At 64.6% G+C, this 20853-nt stretch carries 18 protein-coding genes and 3 pseudogenes; 8 read left to right on the forward strand and 13 right to left on the reverse strand.

What is annotated here, in order from left to right:
* Positions 1-14: 14 nt before the first annotated feature.
* Positions 15-397: pseudogene (locus HAP54_RS49585) on the reverse strand (IS5/IS1182 family transposase); the annotation flags it as partial.
* Positions 398-582: 185 nt separating this feature from the next.
* Between HAP54_RS49585 and HAP54_RS49590 the strand changes: the two are divergent.
* Positions 583-1647 carry an IS630 family transposase gene (locus HAP54_RS49590; RefSeq protein WP_166204319.1) on the forward strand — a complete coding sequence of 355 codons (1065 nt, stop codon included), beginning with the start codon at positions 583-585 and terminating at the stop codon, positions 1645-1647.
* Between the two features lie 45 nt (positions 1648-1692).
* On the opposite strand, the pseudogene fni reads toward HAP54_RS49590, so the two are convergent.
* The 10 genes and pseudogenes from fni to HAP54_RS49640 all read right to left on the reverse strand — a co-directional run bounded on the left by fni (position 1693) and on the right by HAP54_RS49640 (position 11736).
* Positions 1693-2716 (reverse strand): annotated as a pseudogene (gene fni / locus HAP54_RS49595) (type 2 isopentenyl-diphosphate Delta-isomerase).
* 86 nt (positions 2717-2802) lie between these two features.
* Complete coding sequence (locus tag HAP54_RS49600) at positions 2803-3705, reverse strand: terpene synthase family protein (RefSeq protein WP_166298339.1); 903 nt, start codon at positions 3703-3705, stop codon at positions 2803-2805.
* On the reverse strand, positions 3702-5252 hold the full coding sequence (locus tag HAP54_RS49605; RefSeq protein WP_029084608.1) for a hypothetical protein: 1551 nt from the start codon (positions 5250-5252) through the stop codon (positions 3702-3704). The genes HAP54_RS49600 and HAP54_RS49605 overlap by 4 nt, the downstream gene beginning before the upstream one ends.
* Positions 5249-5473, reverse strand: a complete 225-nt coding sequence (locus HAP54_RS49610) for a hypothetical protein (protein WP_029084609.1) — start codon at positions 5471-5473, stop codon at positions 5249-5251. Before HAP54_RS49610 ends, HAP54_RS49605 begins: the two co-directional genes overlap by 4 nt.
* A 70-nt stretch (positions 5474-5543) precedes the next feature.
* Positions 5544-6539: a polyprenyl synthetase family protein gene (locus HAP54_RS49615; protein WP_166307240.1), complete on the reverse strand. Its 996-nt coding sequence runs from the start codon at positions 6537-6539 to the stop codon at positions 5544-5546.
* 148 nt (positions 6540-6687) lie between these two features.
* Complete coding sequence (locus HAP54_RS49620) at positions 6688-8031, reverse strand: cytochrome P450 (RefSeq protein ID WP_166298340.1); 1344 nt, start codon at positions 8029-8031, stop codon at positions 6688-6690.
* Positions 8031-8855: an SDR family oxidoreductase gene (locus tag HAP54_RS49625; protein WP_166307237.1), complete on the reverse strand. Its 825-nt coding sequence runs from the start codon at positions 8853-8855 to the stop codon at positions 8031-8033. The genes HAP54_RS49620 and HAP54_RS49625 overlap by 1 nt, the downstream gene beginning before the upstream one ends.
* On the reverse strand, positions 8842-9150 hold the full coding sequence (locus tag HAP54_RS49630; RefSeq protein WP_029084613.1) for a ferredoxin: 309 nt from the start codon (positions 9148-9150) through the stop codon (positions 8842-8844). The genes HAP54_RS49625 and HAP54_RS49630 overlap by 14 nt, the downstream gene beginning before the upstream one ends.
* A 1-nt stretch (position 9151) precedes the next feature.
* Positions 9152-10441 (reverse strand): cytochrome P450, encoded by a 1290-nt coding sequence (locus HAP54_RS49635; RefSeq protein ID WP_166298341.1) that lies wholly within the window; start codon positions 10439-10441, stop codon positions 9152-9154.
* Between the two features lie 92 nt (positions 10442-10533).
* Entirely contained in the window at positions 10534-11736 is a 1203-nt protein-coding gene (locus tag HAP54_RS49640) for a cytochrome P450 (protein WP_029084615.1), read from the reverse strand.
* Positions 11737-12468: 732 nt separating this feature from the next.
* Here HAP54_RS49640 and HAP54_RS49645 point away from each other — a divergent pair.
* Entirely contained in the window at positions 12469-12708 is a 240-nt protein-coding gene (locus tag HAP54_RS49645; protein WP_224741454.1) for a phospholipase effector Tle1 domain-containing protein, read from the forward strand.
* A gap of 484 nt (positions 12709-13192) precedes the next feature.
* Positions 13193-13562, forward strand: a pseudogene (locus HAP54_RS49650) (YbgC/FadM family acyl-CoA thioesterase); the annotation flags it as partial.
* 356 nt (positions 13563-13918) lie between these two features.
* Here HAP54_RS49650 and HAP54_RS49655 read toward each other — a convergent pair.
* The gene (locus tag HAP54_RS49655) at positions 13919-14737 is read right to left on the reverse strand and encodes a YopT-type cysteine protease domain-containing protein (RefSeq protein ID WP_166298342.1); all 819 of its coding nucleotides are present in this window, start codon (positions 14735-14737) and stop codon (positions 13919-13921) included.
* A 562-nt stretch (positions 14738-15299) separates the two neighbouring features.
* Here HAP54_RS49655 and HAP54_RS49660 point away from each other — a divergent pair.
* The 5 genes from HAP54_RS49660 (at position 15300) to tnpC (ending at position 19837) form a co-directional block, all read left to right on the forward strand.
* Positions 15300-15668: a recombinase family protein gene (locus HAP54_RS49660; protein WP_224741452.1), complete on the forward strand. Its 369-nt coding sequence runs from the start codon at positions 15300-15302 to the stop codon at positions 15666-15668.
* A 107-nt stretch (positions 15669-15775) separates the two neighbouring features.
* Positions 15776-16996 carry a hypothetical protein gene (locus tag HAP54_RS49665; protein ID WP_339156816.1) on the forward strand — a complete coding sequence of 407 codons (1221 nt, stop codon included), beginning with the start codon at positions 15776-15778 and terminating at the stop codon, positions 16994-16996.
* A gap of 482 nt (positions 16997-17478) precedes the next feature.
* Positions 17479-17883 carry an IS66-like element accessory protein TnpA gene (gene tnpA / locus HAP54_RS49670; RefSeq protein WP_224741334.1) on the forward strand — a complete coding sequence of 135 codons (405 nt, stop codon included), beginning with the start codon at positions 17479-17481 and terminating at the stop codon, positions 17881-17883.
* Positions 17880-18236, forward strand: coding sequence for an IS66 family insertion sequence element accessory protein TnpB (gene tnpB / locus HAP54_RS49675; protein WP_166298344.1), 357 nt, complete (start codon positions 17880-17882; stop codon positions 18234-18236). The genes tnpA and tnpB overlap by 4 nt, the downstream gene beginning before the upstream one ends.
* 122 nt (positions 18237-18358) lie before the next feature.
* Complete coding sequence (gene tnpC / locus HAP54_RS49680) at positions 18359-19837, forward strand: IS66 family transposase (RefSeq protein ID WP_166307246.1); 1479 nt, start codon at positions 18359-18361, stop codon at positions 19835-19837.
* On the opposite strand, the gene HAP54_RS49685 is transcribed toward tnpC, so the two are convergent.
* Positions 19821-20831, reverse strand: a complete 1011-nt coding sequence (locus tag HAP54_RS49685) for an IS110 family transposase (protein WP_166298345.1) — start codon at positions 20829-20831, stop codon at positions 19821-19823. The genes tnpC and HAP54_RS49685 overlap by 17 nt on opposite strands.
* Positions 20832-20853 lie beyond the last annotated feature (22 nt).

Raw genomic sequence — 20853 nt, forward strand, 5'->3', positions numbered from 1 at the left:
GGACAGCCGCTTACAATCTTGCGGCGGATGTCGCGGATGATCCGGCCAAGCCGCGTCCGCAGGAACTTGAGTTGGCGCCGGGCGCGCTTGAACTGATGGGCGTGGGTACAGCGGCCGACCATGATGGCGGCGCGCTTCGCCAGGCGCGGATGGCTCTGCAGCAGCACACGGTTGCGCTTGGCAAGCCCGACGAGCTTGGTGATGGCCCGATGCATCAGCCGCGCGTCGGTCGGATGCGCAACGGCGCCTTGGGCTGCACCGTGATATCGACTACCACCCGCTCCAGGTCCTTAGCGCCGATGGCGCCAGTCTTGTGTGCAACCGACAGACTTTCCTGGATCAGCGCGACGAGCTGCTCCTCGCCGAGCCGCTGGCGCCAGCGCGTCATCGGGCATCGACATAGGCGTCGAATGCGGCTTCACTCTCGGCTGTCCAGTCGGGCATGGCGGGGCGCTTCGCTGATCACGAAGCAGCACCCTAACAAATCCGCGACCAGCGCGAATCCCCCGCATCCGCGACTTTCTGACTCAGTAAGACTAGTACCTACTGTTCTTAAAGCGTGAGTCGTGATTCAAGGTCGGGATGATACCCGAAGCAAGAGAAGTCCACCTTTCGAGGAAAGATCGCAAGGTGCTTGAGGCGTGTTGCCGCTCCCCGGTGACGTTGCAGCGCGATTTGAAGCGGGCGCGGATAGTTCTGTTGGCGGCGGATGGACGCAGCACTCGGTCGATCGCCAAGGAAGTTGGGGTCCAGCCGCGGATTGTCAGCCTTTGGCGGCATCGCTATGCCGACCAAGGCCTTGAAGGGCTGCAAGACAAGCCGCGACCGGGCAAGCAGCCAATCTATACGAAGGCCACCGACAAGCGGATTCTGAAGCTGCTGGACAAGCCGCCGCCGGACGGGTTCGCACGCTGGACCGGGCCCCTGCTGGCCGGGGCGCTGGGCGATGTTGACGTCCAATATGTCTGGCGGTTCCTGCGCAGCCACAAGATTGACCTCGCGGCTCGTAAGTCCTGGTGTGAGAGCAACGACCCGAACTTTACGGCCAAAGCCGCCGATGTTGTCGGCCTCTATGTCGCCCCGCCCGCGAAGGCCATTGTGCTGTGCGTGGACGAGAAGCCCTCGATCCAGGCTTTGGAGCGAGCGCAGGGTTATCTGAAGTTGCCCAATGGCCGCGCCTTGACCGGCCAGAGCCACGATTACAAGCGGCATGGCACCACAACATTGTTTGCGGCGCTCGAAGTCGCCACCGGAAAGATCATCGCGGCGCATTCAAAACGCCGACGCCGCGTCGAGTTTCTCGACTTCATGAACAGCGTCACCGCGGCTTTTCCGAACCGGAAGCTTCACGTCATCCTCGACAACCTCAACACCCACAAGAAGAACGAGCATTGGCTCAAGGCCCACCCCAACGTGCAATTTCATTTCACGCCGACAAGTGCGTCTTGGCTCAATCAGGTCGAGGTATGGTTTTCGATCTTGCAGGGGCAGTCGCTCAGCGGCACCTCCTTCACAAGCCTCACGCAGCTTCAGGAGCACATCGATGCCTACGTCAACGCATACAACGACAGAGCCGAGCCCTTCGTCTGGACCAAGAAAAAGGTCCGTCAACGCCGTTTCAAAGGCCGCCGTATCACTCAGCTCTGATTCTGGGTACTAGGCGCCCGCCGCCACGTGCGGGCGACGCCGGCATCAACCGGCGGGCAGATGCACCGAGGGCAACAAGCGCGCCTGACGCAACGCCGCCAGATCAGCCGAGCCGGTGCAGAAGCAGGCGACGGCCAACTGGCGGATGACGATCTCGAAATGCGCGACAACCGCCTCAGTGGATACCGTAGCCGCGCGCAGCACGCCGGCCGCCTGCCCGGCGATGTCCGCGCCCAGGCGGATGGCCTTGGCCACGTCGACGCCGTCGCGGATCCCGCCCGACGCGATCAGCTTCACCGTTGGCCCGACGTACCGCCTGCACGCTGGCCGGGGTCGGAATCCCCCAATCGGCGAACGCCATCGCCACCGCACGGTCGGCGGCATCGCGGGCGCGCTGGCCCTCCACCACGGCCTAACTGGTGCCGCCGGCGCCGGCGACATCGATCACCGCCACGCCCGCCTCGACGAGCGCACAGGCCACCGAGGCGGAGAGGCCCGACCCCACTTCCTTGGCCACGATCGGCACGCCCACGCTGCGCGAGCGATCTGCGCCAGGACGCCGCGCCAGTCGCGGTCGCCCTCCGGCTGTACCGCTTCCTGCAGCGGATTGAGATGGACGATGCGTCCGTCGGCATCCACCGCCCGGCGCGCCAGGTCCAGGCCGTCGGCCTCGCGCAGTTGCGCGGCGCCGATATTGGCCAGCAAAGGGGACGTCTGGGGCCAGGCGGCGCAGCGCGCGCGTCAGCCCCTGGGAGTTGCGGGATTGCAGGCTCACGCGCTGCGAACCGACGCACATGGCGATCCCCAAGGCTTGCGCTGCCTCGCTCAGATGCCGGTTGATGGCCTCGGCGCGTGGCATGCCGCCGGTCATGGAACTGATCAGCAGCGGCGCGCGCATGGTCTTGCCCAGTAGCGCGCAGGTCGATGTGCGTCAGGTCCAACTCGGGCAATGCGCAGGTTCGAAACGGATGTACTCCCAGCCGGCGGCGACCGTGGCCGGCGCCGTTCGCCGATCCAGCACGATGTCCAGATGGTCGTCCTTGCGCCGGCTCAGGGCGGCGTCGCTCATGCTCGCTCCATCCGTCGCATCGGGCGACGGCGTTGCGTCGGATCGGACCGACGGCAGCGCGCGCACGCCGCCGCCCTCCCGCGCGTTCAGGCCGGCGCACGCTGGCCTCCCCCCGCAGCGTCGCTGCGGTAGCGGCTGGTCGAGGTCTGGTAGTACTGCGCGCGGATGGCCGCCATGGCCTCGATCAACGGTCCCCACGGCGCGGGAAAGCGTTCCTCCGCCATCACCCGATGCAGCATGCGCGTATGGCCGGCCAGCTCGTCGTTGAGGAACTCCACCACAGGCATAGCCGGATAGCGCTGCAGCAGCAGGATTACCGCGTTGTCGGCCTCGCCGGCCGACCTGTCCTTGTCGCGTCCATGCAGATCGTTCTGCAGGCGCCCTATCGCGGAGATGAGCCGCAGGACCTGGCGAAACGCCGGACGCGCACGCAAGGTCGCCATGTCCAGCCCCCACAGCAACGACAGGCAACAGAACACGTTCGTGTAGGCGATCGAATTGATGCCGTTGTGCAGGTACTCGGCGTAGGACCAGCGTTCCGCCCCTGCCGCCTGCGCGTGTCCGGCGCGCAGCGCCGCGCAGTAGCACCGGGTATCGTCGAGAAGCTGAGCATAGTCGCGACGATCGTAGGCGAGCGCGGCCAGCGAAGCGCGCAGCACAGCGCAGCCCTCGAATCCGGGGAGCGCGCACGGCTCGCCCTGCCCCAGCGCCTGCTCCACCGCGGCGAGCTGCTCCGGCGCGATCAGGCCAAGGTCGTTGCAATCGTCGAGCCAGAACAGCAGCGCCAGTTCGCGATAGAACGCCACGATCAGCGTTTCGTCCTGCGGATCGCGGCCGATGCGGGCGCTGGTGTCGCGCAGGCTCGCGTGGATGCGCTGCAGGATGTACTGGCCGCCCCTGACCGCTTCCACGGCATGCTCGTCGGCGAACCCGGTCAGGGAACGCCCCCATTCCAGCACCTGCTGCAGCGCGCGTTCGGTCTGGATCATGGCGCCGCTCCTGCTCCCTCGGCCAGGACGCGCCGCCCCCAACGGAGCGCCAGCCACAACCCGGCGAGTTCGGCCACGCGCACGACCCGGGTGGGGCAATACAGTTCCTTGCCGATCCACAGCGGCGTCTGCGGCAATGCATGCGCCGCATGGCGGGCGAGCATCCACTCCAGCGCACGCGCCACCGCCTGCGCGATGCGCCGGCGCCCTGTCGGCTCTTCGCTCCCGTCCATCACGTACAACGCGAACAGCGCATAGGCGGTTTCCTCGAATGTGGCCACGCGACCGGCGCCCCAGCCGCCGTCGTCGCGCTGCGCCTGCAGCAGCGCCGCCAGCGCGCGCTCGTCGCGCCACTGGGGCTTGCCTTGCGCCAGCGCAGCGACCGCATGCGCGGTGGGATACAGCCACGAAACGTGCCATTTTTCGTTGTCCCATAAACCGTGCGGGTTGCGATTGGCCTCGACGTAGGCGCTGGTGCCGGCGGCGGGCTTTCCCAACAGTCGCAACGCATGCAGGGCGTGGATGTTGGTCGACACCGAGGCATTGCGCTCGCCGGGGAAGGTGACGAACAGCTCGCCGATTTCGAAATGGCGCAACGCATCGACCGCCGGGTCGCGGCCTGCAAGGCGCAGGACGCACAACGCAACGGCGGTGTCGTCCGCATCGGCCGCGAAGTGCAAGGCCGGGCCTAGACCGCGCACGCCCAGGCGAGCGTCGAGCTGCGCGACGATCACGCGCACCGCCTCGGCGAGCGCGGGATGCGCGAACAGCCCGGCCAGATGCAGGGTGTACAGCGACCAGCATAGCTCGAACACATTGATCGGCCAGACGTTGGGAACGACACCTTCGATGCCGCTGCGCGTCGCCCGCGATGCCGCCTGCAGATACGCGTCGGCACGCCCGACCTGCGGCGTGCTCCCCTGTGTCACGGCGTGCGCACGCCACGCGGCGGTGGCCGCCGGACTGATGCCGATGCTGCCGTCATCATCCGGGCATGCGGTGGTCGGCGACGTCCCCCAGGCTTCCCAGGAGTGCAGCAACGGATGGCCGCTCGGGAACGTCGCCACCGCCCCCAGCTTGACCAGGCACGCTTGCCGCAACGGCAAGAGCGCCGGGTGGCGCGGAAACGCCACGCCGCCCAGCAAGGATGCGGCCTCGCCGCACAACTGCGGCAGGATCAACTCCGCGCCGATCGGCGCGTCTTCCGGCACCGCATGCGCGTAGGGATCGGGCTGGCGCTCGAGGAACCGGATTGCAGCCTGGACTGCGTCGGCAGCGCCAGGAAAAGGATCGGCACGCTGCAATGCCAGCAACGCCGCCCACGTGGGCGCATGGCGGAACAGCGGGAAGTCCGCGCTTCCCCATCCGCCATCGGCCTGTTGCTGTGCGATAAGCCACGCGTATGCGTCCTGCCGACCAGTGGCGTTGCCGTGGAACTGCAGAGCTCGCGCCGTGTCGTAGACGGACGGACCGACGCTGCCGCCGTCGCTCATCTCGCTCAGCAGGTGGCGCAATTCGGAAAGGATCTGTTCGGACAGCGAGTTCACGCGGGATGTTCCTTCTGCAGACGGTTGACGAGAACCAGGATCGGGCAGACGCCGCGCACGTATCCGCAGGCCCGGCGCATGGGCAGCGCCGGACGGCCGCCCTGCTCCGGCGCGGCGACGCGCCCCGATGCCGGTCCGCCGCATAGGCTTGCGCGCAGCGCGCCACGTGCGCCGCAGCCGTGCTGGGCAACCGCTGCGATCGGCGCCGCGGACTCGGACACAGTGCAGCATGCACTGCTGCCGCCCGCCGATCGCAGCGGCACAGGGGCGACTCCATGCGGACGGGCGCGCTCATGCGCATGGCGCGTGCTTGAACAGATACGCGTTGGCCCGCTGCAGCATCTGCGCCAACCGTTCCGCACGCGGCCCCAACGGGGCGATGGCCTCCCCGGCGTCGCGCAACAAATCCAGCGCGAAGTGGCGAGCTGCCTGCAGCCCCATGATCGACGCGCAGGTCGGCTTCTGCGCCGCCGCGTCCTTGCCGGGGGTCTTGCCCAGCGTCGCGGTATCCGCTGTCGCGTCGAGAATGTCGTCGACCACCTGCAACGCCAGGCCGAAACAGGCGGTGTAGCGATCGAGCGCACAGTACAGCGCAGCGTGCGCGGCATCCTCCGCGATGGCGCATAGCGCGCCCATGCGAACGGACGCGCGCACTAGCGCGCCGCTCTTCATCCGGTGCATCGCCACGATCCTGTCCAGCTCGACGTGCTTTCCGACCAGCGACAGATCCATGGCCTGCCCGCCTGCGGCCCCCTCGGCGGACACCGCCTGCGCCAGTTCGCGCACGAGCGCGATACGGTTGTCGCCCGGCGCATCCAGGCTCGCCAGGGTCAGGAAGGCGTGCGCCTGCAGCGCATCGCCGACCAGGATCGCAGTGGCTTCGCCAAACTTGACGTGCACGGTCGGAAGGTCGCGGCGAAGCACGTCGTCGTCCATCGCGGGCAGGTCGTCGTGGACCAGGGTACAGGCGTGCATCATTTCGATGGCGGCGCCGACGTCGTCGAGCATGTGCGCCGGCGTGTCGGCCAGTGCGCCGGCAGCCAGACAGAGCAAGGCGCGGGTGCGCTTCCCGCCATGCAAGGTGGCGTAGCGCATCGCCGCCATCAGCTCGGTCTCACCGTCGTGTTCGGCGCAGAGAAGACGCGCCAGCGCCTGTTCGACCCGCTTTGCGCCGTCCTGCATCCAGATCTCCGGCAGCAGCCCGGGTGCGCCGCGCGCCTGCGCGCCCAATCCGCCGAGCGCGGAAACGCCAGTTCGGTCGTCGTGTAGCGTGGAACCAGTCTGCATGTTGTTCATCTCCTTGGTACCTGACACGGCCACGGCGAGCGCCGAGCCGCCGCGGTGTTGCCGGCGTCGCACCGGGCGCGCGCCGAGTGCAGCAATGCCGCGCGTCGCCGGCGCCGCTGCCTCGCCACACGGGGCATGCGATGCCAGCTCATGAGAATCCGATGCGGATTGTCATGGACGGATGTGCGGTCGGGTAATAGCGCCGGCCTTTTTCGACGCCGCTCAGCAACCGCGGCCGCACCCCGGCCTTGTGCATGGTCAGCGCCAAGGCGATGCAGAACTGCACCAGTTCCAGCCATACCAAGTGGTAGCCGATGCAGACGTGTGGGCCGGTACCGAACTGCAGCATGTCCACCGGCCGGATCGGCTCCGTGCGTTGCAGCCACCGCGCCAGGCGGAACTGATCAGGCGCCTCGTGCAGCAGCGCCGATGTCGAGAAATGCAGCAGCGGGATGCACAGATGGGTGCCCGCGGGAATGCGCCGTTGGCCGAGTTGCAATTCCTGCAGCGCGCGACGCGGCAGGAGCGTGGTCGCCGGATGCACGCGCAGCGTCTCGCGGAACAGCGCCTCGGCGACCGGACACTGCGCCAGGTCCGCGTGCCGGGTCGGCACCGCGCCCACGCGTTTCGCCTCCTCGACCAGAGCGTCCCACAGCACAGGCTGCCGCGCCAACTCGATCACCATCCAGGCCATCGTCGAGGCGGTGGTGTCGTGACCGCCAAGCAGCAGCAAGCGGATATTGGCGACCAGGACGTCATCGGAGAGCGCATCGTCGCTGCGATCGAAGGCGCTCACCATGTCGTTGATCAACCCGGTGCGCGCGGTATGCGCGCGCGCGTCGCGGACGAACTGGCGCAGCTGCGCGTCGATCCAGTCGCGGGCTGCGCGGCCGCGCCGCAAGGGCAGTCCGGGCAGGTCGACCCGGGGCGCGACGATCAACTGCAGCAGTTGCCGGTACTTGCGATGCCATCCCGGCAGGTCCTGCGCGGGGATTCCCATGAGTCTGAAGATGAGCGTGAGCGTCAGGTCGCTGGTTTCGCGCAGGATGGTTACGTCGCCGCGGTCGCGCCACGCCTGCACCCGCGCCCGGATGACGGGCGCGAACAGGTCGCCGATGCCGGCCTCGGTCAGCCCCTTGGGCAGGAACGCCGCCTTGATCGCATCGCGCGCCTGCCGGTGCGCGCCGCCGTCCTGGGCGACCAACGTTCCGCCAAGCAATTCGGGCGCGATCTCTTCGATCAGCGCCGAGGACACGTCCTTGTGCCGGAGCAATGCGAACGCATCCGGATCCACGCAGGTCATCTGGTGTCCGGCAGGGCCGAAATCCAGCCAGAAGCAGCTGCCCAGCGTCCGTTCCGCGCGCCGCAGCAGGCGCGGCAGGTCGCAGACGATGGCGGGAAGATGCCCGACCAGGGGGAAAGCGCCGGGCACGACCGGGATATCGTACCGCAGCCGGTGCCGACGGTCCAGCGGGTTGAGCAGCATGTCCATCAGCAGCGCGGCGCCGCTGCCGCTTCGGCGGTTTCGCCGGCAGGCCGCGCGGCGCGGCTGTTGCCACCGTCGGCGTACGTCGGCACATGCGCCAGCATGCCGCCGTCGATGCACACGACCTGGCCGGTGATGAACGCGGCATCGTCGGAGAGCAGGAACGCCACCAGCGCGGCCACGTCCTCGGGGCGGCCGACGCGCGGCAGGAGCTGGTGCCGGCGCAGATGCCGTTGCATGCACTCGTCCAGCTTGGCGAGGAGACGCTCGGTCATGATGAGACCCGGCGCAACCGCGTTGCAGCGGATCTGCGCATGACCGTACTGGGTGGCGAGCGAGGCCGATAGCATGTTCATCGCCGCCTTCGACGCGGCGTAGGACGTGTGCGCGGTGTCACCGCTAAGCCCCTGGCACGACGACATGTTGACGATCGCGCCACCGCCGCGGGCGATCATCCGTGGGATGGCCTGCCGGCAGCAGAGCAGCGTGCCACGCAGATTGGTCGCCATGGTCTGATCCCAGACCGCCAAGTCCAGGTCGAGGATCGCGCGGTCGCGCGGGGTCAGGTGCATGGCGCTCGCGTTGTTCACCAGCAGGTCGACCCCACCGAGTTGCCGCTCCGCCATCTCGAAAAGCGCTGTCACCGCCTGCGCATCGGCGATGTCCATGGCCAGCGCGTGGCCCGCTTCGGCTGCGATCCGCGCGGCGCCGGCGATGGCCGCCGAGCCATCAATGTCGGCTACCACCACTCTGCCGCCCTCGCGCGCGATGGCGAGGGCGCATGCCTTGCCGATGCCGGCGCCGGTCACCTTGCCTTCAAACCGTCCCATCGTGTCCTCCTGGATTGCGTTGGTCTTTCGCGGCATGCCGCTCGGCCTCCGCCGGAGAAGGCGCAGGGTCGGCGCTGGCGCGCTGGTCATCGCCAGCGTCGCTTTCGATGACCCGAATGGCGGCGACCGGGCACTGGCTGGCCGCGCGCCGCACGGCGGCGTGCAGCGCCTGCGGGACCGTCGCCACGCACACTTCGGCCACGCCGTCCGGGTCGCGCTGGCGAAAGGTGCCCGGCAGCGTCAGCACGCACTGCCCGGTGGTTCCGCACAGATCCTGGTCGACCACGACGCGCATTTCAGCCCCCCCGCGCTTGCAGCCGCACCGACAGCGCGCGGAACGTCCTAAGGAACGCGGACGGCTCCCGGGTCGGCTGCTCGGCCAATGCCAGTGTGGGGAAGCGCGCCTGGATCCGCGGCAGGCTCTCGGCCAACTGCACCCGGGCCAGTTGCGCACCGAGGCAGAAGTGGATGCCGTGGCCGAAGCTCAGCATGATCTTCCCGTCGGTCGACATGCCAGGACTGGTGCCATAGAACCGCGCGGGATCGAAGCGGTCGGGATCGGCGAAGGCGTCCGGGTCGCGATTGCCGGCCGCGACCAGCACGCGCACGTCCGCGTTCTTCGGGATCACCGCGCCGCCCAGTTCGATGTCGCGCTGGGCGATACGCGGAATGGAGCTGAACATAACGGGCGCGTCGCAGCGCAGGACTTCTTCGACGAATGCCTTCACCCCCACGGCGTCTCCCTGCAGCCAGTGCCGCTGTTCGGGATACGCCAGCATCGCCAGGACCGCATGGTCGATGGCCGCAGCAGTGGTGGCGAAGCCGCCCAGCAGCATGCCCCACAGCATGCTGATCAACTCCGCATCCGACAGCGTGTCGGCATCGTCGTCGTGTGCGCCGACCAGCATCGACACGATGTCGTGGCGGGGATCGGCGCGCTTGCGCGGTATGAGGTCGCCGAAGTAGGCCAGCACCCTGGCGCTGGCCGCGTCCGCCGCGGCGAGCTGGGGATCGCTGGCGTGCGGGCGCAGGCCTTCCAGAATGGCGCCGATGCCGGCGGCGAGCCCGAACATGTCGTCCGGGGGCATGCCGAACAGTTCGGCGGAGACCAACACGGGCAAGGCCAGCGCGAATTCCCGATGCAGGTCCACCGCCTCCCCGCGCTCCAGCGCGGGCGCCATGCCGTCCAGGCGCGCAGCGACGATGCGCGCGATGCTCGGCCGCAGGTTGTCGATCTGGCGCATGGTGAAATCGCGCGAGATCAGCCGGCGCAGACGCGTATGCGTCGGTGGATCCTTCATCGCTAGCGTGGACGCCAGCAGATTGAGCGACAGGCTGGTCGCCACACGCGGGAAATAGCGCGCCAGTTCGCCCGGCGCCGGCGCCCGAAACGCATCGCCCGTGGCCTTGAACGCCCAGTAGATGTCGGCGTGGCGGCTCAACAGAAAGAGCCCCGACGCCGTGCGATGCACCGGATCGTGCTCGCGCAACCACCGCATGAACGGATACGGGTCGTGGATGCGCGCCGCCGACGCTAGTTCGGCGAAGGCGTCCCGGCATGCTGCCGTGGTTTCTTGCATGTCCATCTTGGTTACCTGTTGGCTGGCTGATCTGACCGGCGCGCGAGGCGCGCCGGCAAATTGCGGAGAAGATCGCGATCCCCGGCGGCGTCCGCGCATCACCAGAGCACCGGGAACTCCTCGAACCCGCCAGTGATGATCTCCTTGCGCAACTTCAGTTCTTCCGGCGCCACGGCCAGGCGCAGCGCGGGAAAGCGCTGGAAGATCGAACCGAACACCACCTTGAGTTCCAGCCTGGCCAGCGCCACACCAATGCAGTAGTGCGGCCCGAAGGAGAACGCCAGGTGCGGCTTTCCGTCGCGTCCGACGTCGAAGATTTCCGGTTCGTCGAAATGGCGCGGATCGAACGACGTCGCCGGCAGGCCGACCAACACCTTGCTCTCCGCGGGAATATGAACGCCCGCGATGGTCACGTCGGTCCTCGGATAGCGCATGATGCCGTCCCAGCCCGCGCCCGGCGGGTACATGCGCAGGATTTCCTCCACCGCCTTGTCCACCAGGGATGGATCGCCGACCAGGCGTTCGCGCTGTTGCGGATGGCGGAACATGGCCAGCAGGCCGAATTCGATCTGCGCGACGGTGCTCTCGTGCCCGGCCACCAGCATGCCCGCCGCCAGGCCCATCGCCTCTTCCTCGGTCGCCTTGCCCAGGTCGACCGCCGCGAGCAGATCCGTCAGCAGGTTGTCGCCCGGATCCTGGCGCTTGTCCCGCATCTTGCCGCGAATGTAGGCGCGCAGCTCTTCCCAGGCCAGGCGCGACGCGGTGCGCGGGCCGCTTTCATGCTGGTGCGTCATCACCTCGTCGGACAGCTCGGCGAAAAAGGCGTGATCCTCGTAGAGCACACCCATCAGCGCGCTGATGACCATGGCCGGAAGCGGAAAGGAGAGGTGGCGCCGCAGGTCAGCGGGCTGGGGCTGGGCCGCCAGCGTCTCGAACAACTGCGCGGCGATCGCCTCTACCTGCTGCGCGAGCAGCTTCACCCTGTGGTCGCTGAACGCCGGCGCCACGATCGTGCGTAACCGGGCATGCTCGGCCCCCTCGTGCGAGACCAGCCACCCCGGCGAACCGAGAATCACCGAATCCGGGGTGAATGCCGCCGGCGGCATTCCCGCAGGCCGGAACGCCGCGTCGGACAGCACCGCCTTGGCCTCGTCGTAGCCCGTCACCCACCAGCCTTCGTGCCCGGACGGGAAGCGCACGCGGTGGATCGGACCGTTGGCGCGCAGCGCCAACATCTCGGGCGAGGGCTCGATGTGATCGACGCGCCACATCGGTAGCGTCGGCAAGGGGTGTTCGGACATGGTGGCACTTCACTCTCTAAGCGATGGAAGGGCGCTGCGGGCAGCGAATGACGTAAGACGGCACGTCGACGACCTCCTCCGCGGCGACGGTCAGCGGCAAATCCCCCAGCCGCACGAACAACGCGGGGAAGGCGCATCGCAATTCCAGGCGCGCCAGCGCAGCGCCCAGGCAGAAATGCCCCCCCCCCCCCCCGGCCGAACGACAGGCGCGGGTTGTCCCGCCGGGTGACATCGAACCTGTCCGCATCGCCATAGATCGACTGACCGTAGGGATTGGTGAAGGAGGTTCGACCGTACCCGCCACCGACGTGTCCGCCAATATAGCCTCCGGACCAGTCCCACACCGCCGGTGGCAGTTTGACTCCTGGCTCAAGGTCTGCCGCTTCTCGCGACGAGCGCAATTGTTGTGGCTCCCAAAAGAAGAACTCTAGATCGCATCCAACACTCCCCTTCCCTGCGTTTTCTCGGTCCACAATCGAACGCCAAGTCACTGCCACAGCAAACCGTCGGAACGGACCAGACGCGAACAGCGACGCGCGCCGTGTCCCGCCCCAAAGACCATCGCACTGCGATTGGTGATGATGCCGTGAACAGAGCAAATCGCGTGCCGAAGTGAATTCGCAGGCTCAACAGGCATTTCGTAGCGGCGCGTAGTGTCAGGTTTCCGGCATTGAGTCTCAATGCCGACAACCGGCGCGGCAAGTGCCCGACAAAGGCCTGCTCTCGCGCTGAATGTGCGGGGCAGCCCTTGCGCGATATTTTAAGCATCCGAATTGGCTGCAGCAGGTGTGGTTCGCCGGAAGCCACTCCGATGTCGGCGGTAGCTATCCGGAAAACGAAGCCCGCCTCTCCCTCGCTGGGTTGGATGGCGCATGCGGCCGAGACCTTCCCGACGGCAAGACGCCCGACGGCTTCGGCATCAAGGTAGACGATAGATTCCTGAAGCTGAATCCGGATCCGCTTGGTCCGTAGCACGACGAGCGCGAACCCGGGTCACTTGCGGGGGGCAAGTCAAGTGGACCGAAGGGTTACGTCAAGTGCAGAGCTAGGCAGCCCTTCATCCGGCGGTGCTTGAGCGCTTGGCCGCGCTAAGGCTGGCTTCGAGATTAAGTCTCAGCCGCGACTAAGCTCTGTCGTCGCTTCGAAGCGCCTCACCATCAGCAGCCTTGCTTGCTAAGCGAGTTCGACGACCTGACCGGTGGATTGGCGTTGCTCTGCTTTCTATAGCCGGCGATCTGCTGCCCGTAGTGGCGGATGCTCGAGGCATCCGGAGCCACGTCACTCTTCCAATCGACGACCGCGTCGATGCCGCCGGCGTCAGCAGGAGCCAAGCAAAGGATTCTAGCGCTTGCCCAGCCCCCCTCGGTGCAAGACAATTGGTCCCTATACGCGCAATAAGGGGAACCGCGCTGTGACAGTCTCTCTTGACGGCGAAATTCGAGACGGACGGCGCTACATGCAGGTGCGAGTCTACTTTGAAGATATCGACGCCCTGCCAGATTGTTTATCACACGAATTTTCTCCGTTTCATGGAGCGCGGCAGAACGAATTACTTGCGCCCGCTCGGCACCAATCAGCAAGCGCGGCTCGAGGAAACACGGAACGATGCCCCGGGCTTCGCCTTCGTTGTCCGTTCGACGACAATCGATTTTCTAAAACCGCCGTTCTTGGACGGCCTTCTTGACATTGTCACGGTCCCGCAAGAGGTGAGAGGCACGTCGGTTGGCTTGCCGCAGGAGTGCAGGCGCGGGGACGATCTCTTGGTCTCGGCGCGCGTACGGGTCGCGTTTATCTCAGGCGGAAAAGCGCAGCGCATCCCAAGGTCTGAGGCTTGCTATGGAAGAGCACAGATAAATCTGCCTTTCGTTCACGCCTTAACGCTCCAGCGCCCCGATGAAATCAATGCATTGGCCTTCTGCTGCGACATCGTCAAGTCAGAGTTCGCCGGAGCGACACGTTGCTCAAGGTTCACAATCCATCTGGGTGACTGTTCTCGTCGTGGCGCTCGTATACGCGACGATCATTGACATTGCGGCCTCATTCACCGCTGCCAAGCTCTTGGAAGGAAATTCCTCCATCCGCCGCAGAGCTGGCTCCCGACGCCGCGACCGAACGCAAGCGCTGGCCGACGCATCCGCGCCTTCACAGAAGGCGTCAATCACCACCGGCCTGCAGGCCCAACTCACTGCATCCTTTGCGTCGTGATTGTCGACAAATGTTGCCCGTTGGGATTCCTGTAACGATCGGCGAGGCTTTGTAACAATAAAGCCATCTGGTTCGAATCTGATCGAACAGTAAATTCTCCGTAGTTAGGGTCGAAAAGCGTGGTCGTTCCATTGGAGGCCGACGTCGCCACTGTGTGTGCGCCGCCTTCGGCGAAATACAAGCTGAGCAAATGGTTCGATCGGTCTTTGTTGATTTCGTTCACCATGCGCTCGACGTTCGAAGACTTGCCGAATGCGAATCTCTTCTCTTCTCCAGCCGGTTCCAAGCCAGCTTCCTCCAAAATGGCATTCTGTGCCCGAAGGTCGGCGTGAGAAGAGTCTGCTCCCCTGCTTCGCAACTGATCCTTGAGATTTTGATATTGCTGCTGCCGTTCAGCCGCTGAGGCGTGCGTTTGCGACCCAGGTGTGAGCGCACGCATTCGGGTTGGTGGGCTGTTGTTAAGATTGCGGAACCACTCCGCAGTCAGCCCAACGCAGATGCCGTCCACATTCGCATCACGCAGATCGGCCGTTCTGTAATCAAACAAGGAGGTGGCCGGACTCTCTGGAGCGGATGTACTGGGGTCGGAGGCACTGGAAGTACGAACGTCGTTTTCATCCGAGGTAAGTGGCTTGCTGCAGCAGGCCCCCATCTTGTCGGGCAACTCCCCCGGTTGTGAGTTCCACTGAGGCGAGAGATGTGCTAGTGTTTCCGTAAAGCTGCCGCTATCCACCGACTGACTCAGTTCGTCAGCTTGGCTAGTGCGTGTCGATGAGCTACTGATTCGATCGTACATGACGATTCACCTTCCTGTGCTGCGCTAGTCTCCACGTATCGATTCGGGCTGCTTAGGCCCTGCTGCGAGGATACCCAGCCAAGCTGATGGCGAGCTGACGGGCAGCTGTTGTCCAGCTTAGAATCGTTCCTTTGGCGGACTTCTGACAATGTCTGATACGGGTGCGGCGTAGCGCTGTGTCAGATCCTCCCGCGCATCATCCGGTAGGTGGCCTTGAGCAGCGCTATCGCGGGGACGGACAATTCCTCCGCAACGCTGTTTGCCAGGATAGTAGCGGTGAGGCTGGCGCCGAATTCCTGAGTGCGCTCACCGGAATCATTCGTGGCGGTGAGCGGGCAATACCGCCAACGCTTCAACTACCGACCTTTAACCGATCGGGTTCGGCTGTCCGTCCGTGAGGGCCTCACAGTGAGCTGCGAAGCGGGCGACTATCGGTATTCCCTGTTTCGTGACGGCCTGGCGCTGCTCGGCAATCTGTTCCGCGATCGCCTCCGCGAGGTTGTTATCTGGTCGCCAAACGACGTGCTATCTTTGCGCTGGGCGGCGTCATTCCAGGACGACATTGAAGGAAGGAACGGTCGTCGGAAAGCAGCAAGCACTCGATCGCGCGCTAGGTCCATCTCGCGAGCCGCCGCGTCGGCATCAGGAACTGATCAGCGATGCGACGCGCGGCAAATTCGTCGTCGTGCTCGCAGTGGCGATGGATCGCCTGAGCCGCGATCAGGAGGATATCGCTGGACTGTTCAAGCATATGGCTTTCGGCGGTGTGCGTGTCGTCACGCTGTCGGGGGGTGACGTGACGCATCTGAACAAGGTTCTCGACCGCATCATCGATGAGCACGGGCTGATCGTGAGCGGCTGGTCCGCCGATTGGGACCCCGCGTTGAGAGCGGCACTCACGCGGGCCCCGACGCGGGGATATCCAGTGTAAAGGGTGGCGCGAGGTGAACCTTCCAAGATCGCCACGGACCTGATTAGACAGCGGGCCGGCAGGACCATTCGCATTGATAGCGCGGACACGAAAGCTTGGAACGCTTGGTGAGCAGCCAGGCTGACATAAAAAGGCAAAACCCACAGAGCGTTGAATTGATGGTGGCCAGCGACAAGCGCTTTTTGGCAAAGCCTGAATTCCGCATTCAGCTGGGTGATCTTATTGGTGAAGAAGCGCGAAAGCTGGAAAGGACGCTAAACGGCCCGGATTTCGCACTGATCGGCGCCTTCTCCAATGACCTGATCATGCAGAGGGTGGCGCGAGCAGAGAGTGCAATGGAGTCGGTCGCGCGCATTGTGGGTGTTCTCGGGCGTTGGGGCACCGGATCAGAGTTGCGCTTAGTGCTCGACTTGCGGATCGAATTCGGCGTCAGGGAAAGTATGGGCGGGTTGGTCACCTTGATCAATCTGCGCACCTACCCGGCCGTTCTCCTCCTTTACGCGTATGGCCTCGCATTGCTTGCTGCCCGGCGATATACTGATCTTCTCAAATTCCTCAGCGTCACCATCGTGACCGAGCGCGACAACACTACAACCGTGGTGAGTCACTTATTTCTCACGTCATGTGCGGGTGGCGAAAACAACGCCTGGAAATTCTTGCCGGGGCTTGAAAAGCGCAAGACGCCCCTCAGCGATCATCTGCACGACGTCTTCCAATCCTGGACCGGCGACTATCTGTTTTCGTCGAATGGTTACACCACTCTTTTCGAAGATTGCGAGCTGCTCTGTTCCTTGGCGTATATCTCGATCGGGACCAGCAAAGAGGACCTGCAGCAAGCAACCAGCGGCGCCACAGGCAGAAGCTTTGCCTGGTGTCCGATGGGACGGGTCTCATGGGACGGGCAGACGCGCAGGCGCATCATGGAAGGATGGGCGCGTCCGGAAGCGGCCGATGAACTGACGAAGGCCGACTTCGCGAGAGGACAGCCAGAGTATCTGAAACTGGCCATGAGCCGCCTCAACAATCTCGCGGGCGCCTCGAATGGTAGTGTTCGGACATCGAGTGCCTTTTTCCGGCGTGGCAGCCTAACAATGGCGGTCGTACCAACCTCGGATTGGAATCTCACCAACCTCAACGACACGGACCGGCGCATACGCCTGCTCGAAGAGGTTCCTGCAGATGACTTGATCTCCGGGCTTACCACCGCCGCCAAGAAAGCTGCGGGTCAGGCCAAGCAGACTTTGAGTGGCAGCGAGCCGCCCACACAGAAGCTCTGCCTGTCATTCGGCCGTTTAATTGCGGTTTGTTGTCAAGCTTTACATTTCTGAATTCGCCCATCGCACGGTGGTAGTGCTCGCGCCGTCGGAGCTGGTTCAGGGTTGCGGAGACGGCGCGAGCGCGGCTGATACGTACTTTGCCGGCCAGGCATTGGATCGCCCTGACTGGTTGATGTCTTCGCTGGGGTCATGGTCCTTTCCGAGGTCGCGTAGCGCCTCATGATGATGTCCGGGTCGGACGCCTCAACGTTTGCAGCGGAGTACGATCGAGCCGCCACCAGCCGAATGAACGAGGTCGCCTCAACACCGTCCCAGCGGGACGTCGCCAGTCCGGCAGACCGGACCAGGAACTTTCGAGCAAATATCAGACCGGCTGCGGCTGCCCCCAGTCGAAGGATGTGCCATCGACCCAGATGCAGTGTAAGCGCTGTTCAGCGGCCACCTACCGGTTGACGGGGCGATCTGCGAGTCTGCGGTTTGTTTGAACCGTTAGGCTTAGAATGGACACAGTGCATAGTGCTATCACGGAGCCGGTGAGGCGGCTTGAGGTCTTCACTGGAGCCGGCCGTCGGCGGAAGTGGAGCGACGAGGACAAGGCGCGGATTGTTGCGGAGATCGTTGCGAGCGGCGACTCGGTCTGTTCGGTAGCGCGACGGCATGGATTGTCGCCGCAGCAGTTGTTTGGCTGGCGCCGTCAGTTGCGAGAAGCTGCGGGCGGTCATTCCGAAGTGGAAGAAGTACAGTTTGTGCCGGCGGTGGTGGATGCCGTAGTGCCGGCGCCCGCTCTTGGCCGTGAGCGCAAAGCGGTGCGCTGCAAGGCCAAGACGGATTCCGGGATCATCGAGATCGAAGTTGACGGCATCACGATCCGGGCCGGTCGTGGTGCCGACCCAACAATGATTGCGTCGATCGTCCAGGCGCTGAAGGCGAGCCAGTGATCGGTCCGTCGGGTGCGGTCCGGGTGATGGTGGCGACTAAACCGGTAGACTTCCGCAAGGGAATGGAGGGGTTTGCTACCCTGGTGCGCGAGAGCATGGGGGCTGACCCATTCTCGGGAGCTGTCTATGTGTTCAGGGCCAAGCGGGCGGATCGGATCAAGCTGGTGTTCTGGGACGGAACGGGTTTGTGTCTGTTCGCCAAGAGGCTGGAGGATGGAATCTTCCGCTGGCCGAAGATCGAGGACGGTGTGATGCGTCTGTCGGCGGCGCAATTGTCGGCGCTGCTGGAGGGGCTCGACTGGCGGCTTGTGCATGAAGCACGGGCGACGCCGGCGCCAACACAAGCGGGATAGTTGTTGGCGGTGCTGCGGCGAAGTGAATCAGGAGCGTCGGACGCGTCGCCAGTTGGCGGCGAATATGCTCTGAATTGGGTGTGAGCGACGCCCTGCCTGACGATCCCGAGACGCTGAAAGCGATGCTGCTTGCGGAGCGGTGCGAGAGCGAACGGCTGCGTCAGATCATCAAGGAATTGCAGCGGCATCGGTTTGGCCGGCGGGCAGAGACGCTGCCTGAAGATCAGATGCTGCTGGGCCTAGAAGACGTCGAGCAGGTGGCAGCGTACGGCGAGACGGCGCAGGACGTCAGCGCACCTGAAGGCCGTGAGGTGCAAGCCGGTAGGCGCCGCGTCAACCGTGGCGCCTTGCCGGCGCACCTGCCGCGGATCGAAGTCGTCGTCGACATCGAGGACAAGACCTGTCCCTGCTGCCAGGGCGAGTTACATCGGATCGGCGAGGATAGAAGCGAGCGGCTGGACCTGGTCCCGGCGCAGTTCCGGATCCTCGTTACCCGGCGTCCCAAATACGCCTGCCGCGCTTGCGAGGACGGTGTCATGCAGGCGCCGGCCCCGGCCCGGTTGATCGAGGGCGGACTGCCGACCGAAGCAACCATCGCCCAGGTTCTGGTGTCCAAATATGCCGATCACCTGCCGCTCTATCGGCAGGCTCAGATTTACGCCCGCCAGGGCATTGAGCTCGATCGTTCGACGCTGGCGGACTGGGTGGGACAAGCAGCCTTCCACCTGCGTCCGTTGCATGAGCGCCTCCTCGGCAAGCTCAGGCGACGGCCAAAGCTGTTCGCCGACGAGACGACGATGCCGGTGCTCGATCCCGGCCGAGGGCGCACCAAGACCGGTCAGCTCTGGGCCTATGCAGCGGACGACCAGCCATGGGGCGGCGCCGATCCGCCGGGCGTCGCCTATGTCTATGCTCCCGATCGCAAAGCCGACCGACCAATCGCCCATCTGGCAGGCTTCAAGGGGATCCTGCAGGTCGATGGCTATGCTGGCTATGGCAAGCTGGCCGAGCGTGGCGACGTTCAGCTTGCATTCTGCTGGTCCCACATGCGGCGTAACTTCTACGAACTCGCCGCCCCCGGTCCCGCGCCCATTGCGGGCGAGGCGCTCAAGCATATCGCCGAGTTCTATGCCATCGAGAAGGACATCCGTGGCCGTAGCGCCGAGGAGCGCTGTCTCGTTCGGCAACAGAAAAGCCGACCGCTCGCGGAAGCCTTCGAGCAGTGGCTCCGCGCAAAGCTCGCGTTGATCAGCCAAAAGGGCAAGCTGGCCGACGCCATCCGCTATGCGCTCTCACGCTGGGAGGGCCTGACGCGCTTTATCGATGATGGCCGTATCGAGCTCGACAACAACGCCGTAGAGCGCTCGATCCGTCCGATCACGCTCAACCGGAAAAATGCGCTGTTCGCAGGCTCCGACGGTGGTGCCGAGCACTGGGCTATCATCGCCTCCCTGGTCGAAACCTGTAAGCTGAACGATGTCGATCCGCTTGCCTACTTGACCGACGCGCTCACCAGGATCGTCAACGGTCATCCGAATAACGAGATCGATCACCTGCTGCCGTGGGCCTATTGCCGTCACGACCTCAAAGCTGTGGCCTGAAAACAGCGCTTACGATGCAGTGAAGGATGACTGCGATCTTTCGGGCGATGGCGACCTTTGCCTTCCTCATGCCGATCCGCTTGGCGAGCTTCATGCCCCAGGCCTTGAGGGAAGACCACTTCTTTGTCCGATAAAGAAGTACGGTAGCGGCCTCGAACAAGTAGGTTCGGAGGAGCCGGTCGCCCCATCGAGATATCTTGCCATTGATGTCCGTTTCGCCAGACTGGTTGCGCCGAGGTGTAAGACCCAGATAGGCGCCAACAGTCGATGCCGATCGGAAGCGGGACGGGTCATCGATCGTATGGCGGAACGTCAAAGCCGTCACCACGCCGACACCAGGAACCGTCATCAGACGAAGCGTCGTCTCATCCGACTTCGCCAACTCGCGGACCTCGTTGTCGAACTTGCTTTGTTGCTTACAGATCTGCTCATGGATCGACAGAAGCGGCGCGATCACACCGAGGAGCTGATGATCTTCGCGCAATAGCTCACGGACCTGATTGCGGAACTGCAGTCCGATCGCGCGTGGGAACAGCAAGCCGTATTCTTTGATCAGACTGCGGACCTGGTTCTCGATATCACGACGGATGGCGACGAGCCGGGATCTCGCGACGAGTATCGCGCGGATCTTCTGACTTTCCTCGCTCTTGACTTTGACTTCTCGATACCAGCCAACCCGAACCAGTTCGGCCAGACCTCGAGCATCATTCTGATCGCTTTTGTTCATGCGTATGGACAAAGCCGCGTGGGCATGCCGCGCGTCGATGCAAACCACCGGGAAATCGATCCTACGAAGTTCGTGCCATAGCCAGCTCGCCATCGCCCCAGTCTCAAATCCGATGCGCTCCGCTTGTGGCGCCCGCTTGCGAAGCAATGCCGCGAGTGCCCCTGGGTCGGACTTTGCCTTTCCTTCGAACAAGATCTGACCCACTTCGTCGACCACACATACTGAAGTTTCCTTTTGCGAGACATCCAGTCCAACATATTGCTTCATGGCCCCCTCCGATTCGTGAGAT

The organism is Bradyrhizobium sp. 2S1 (assembly GCF_011516625.5).
In the GTDB taxonomy this organism is placed as follows: Bacteria; Pseudomonadota; Alphaproteobacteria; order Rhizobiales; family Xanthobacteraceae; genus Bradyrhizobium; species Bradyrhizobium septentrionale.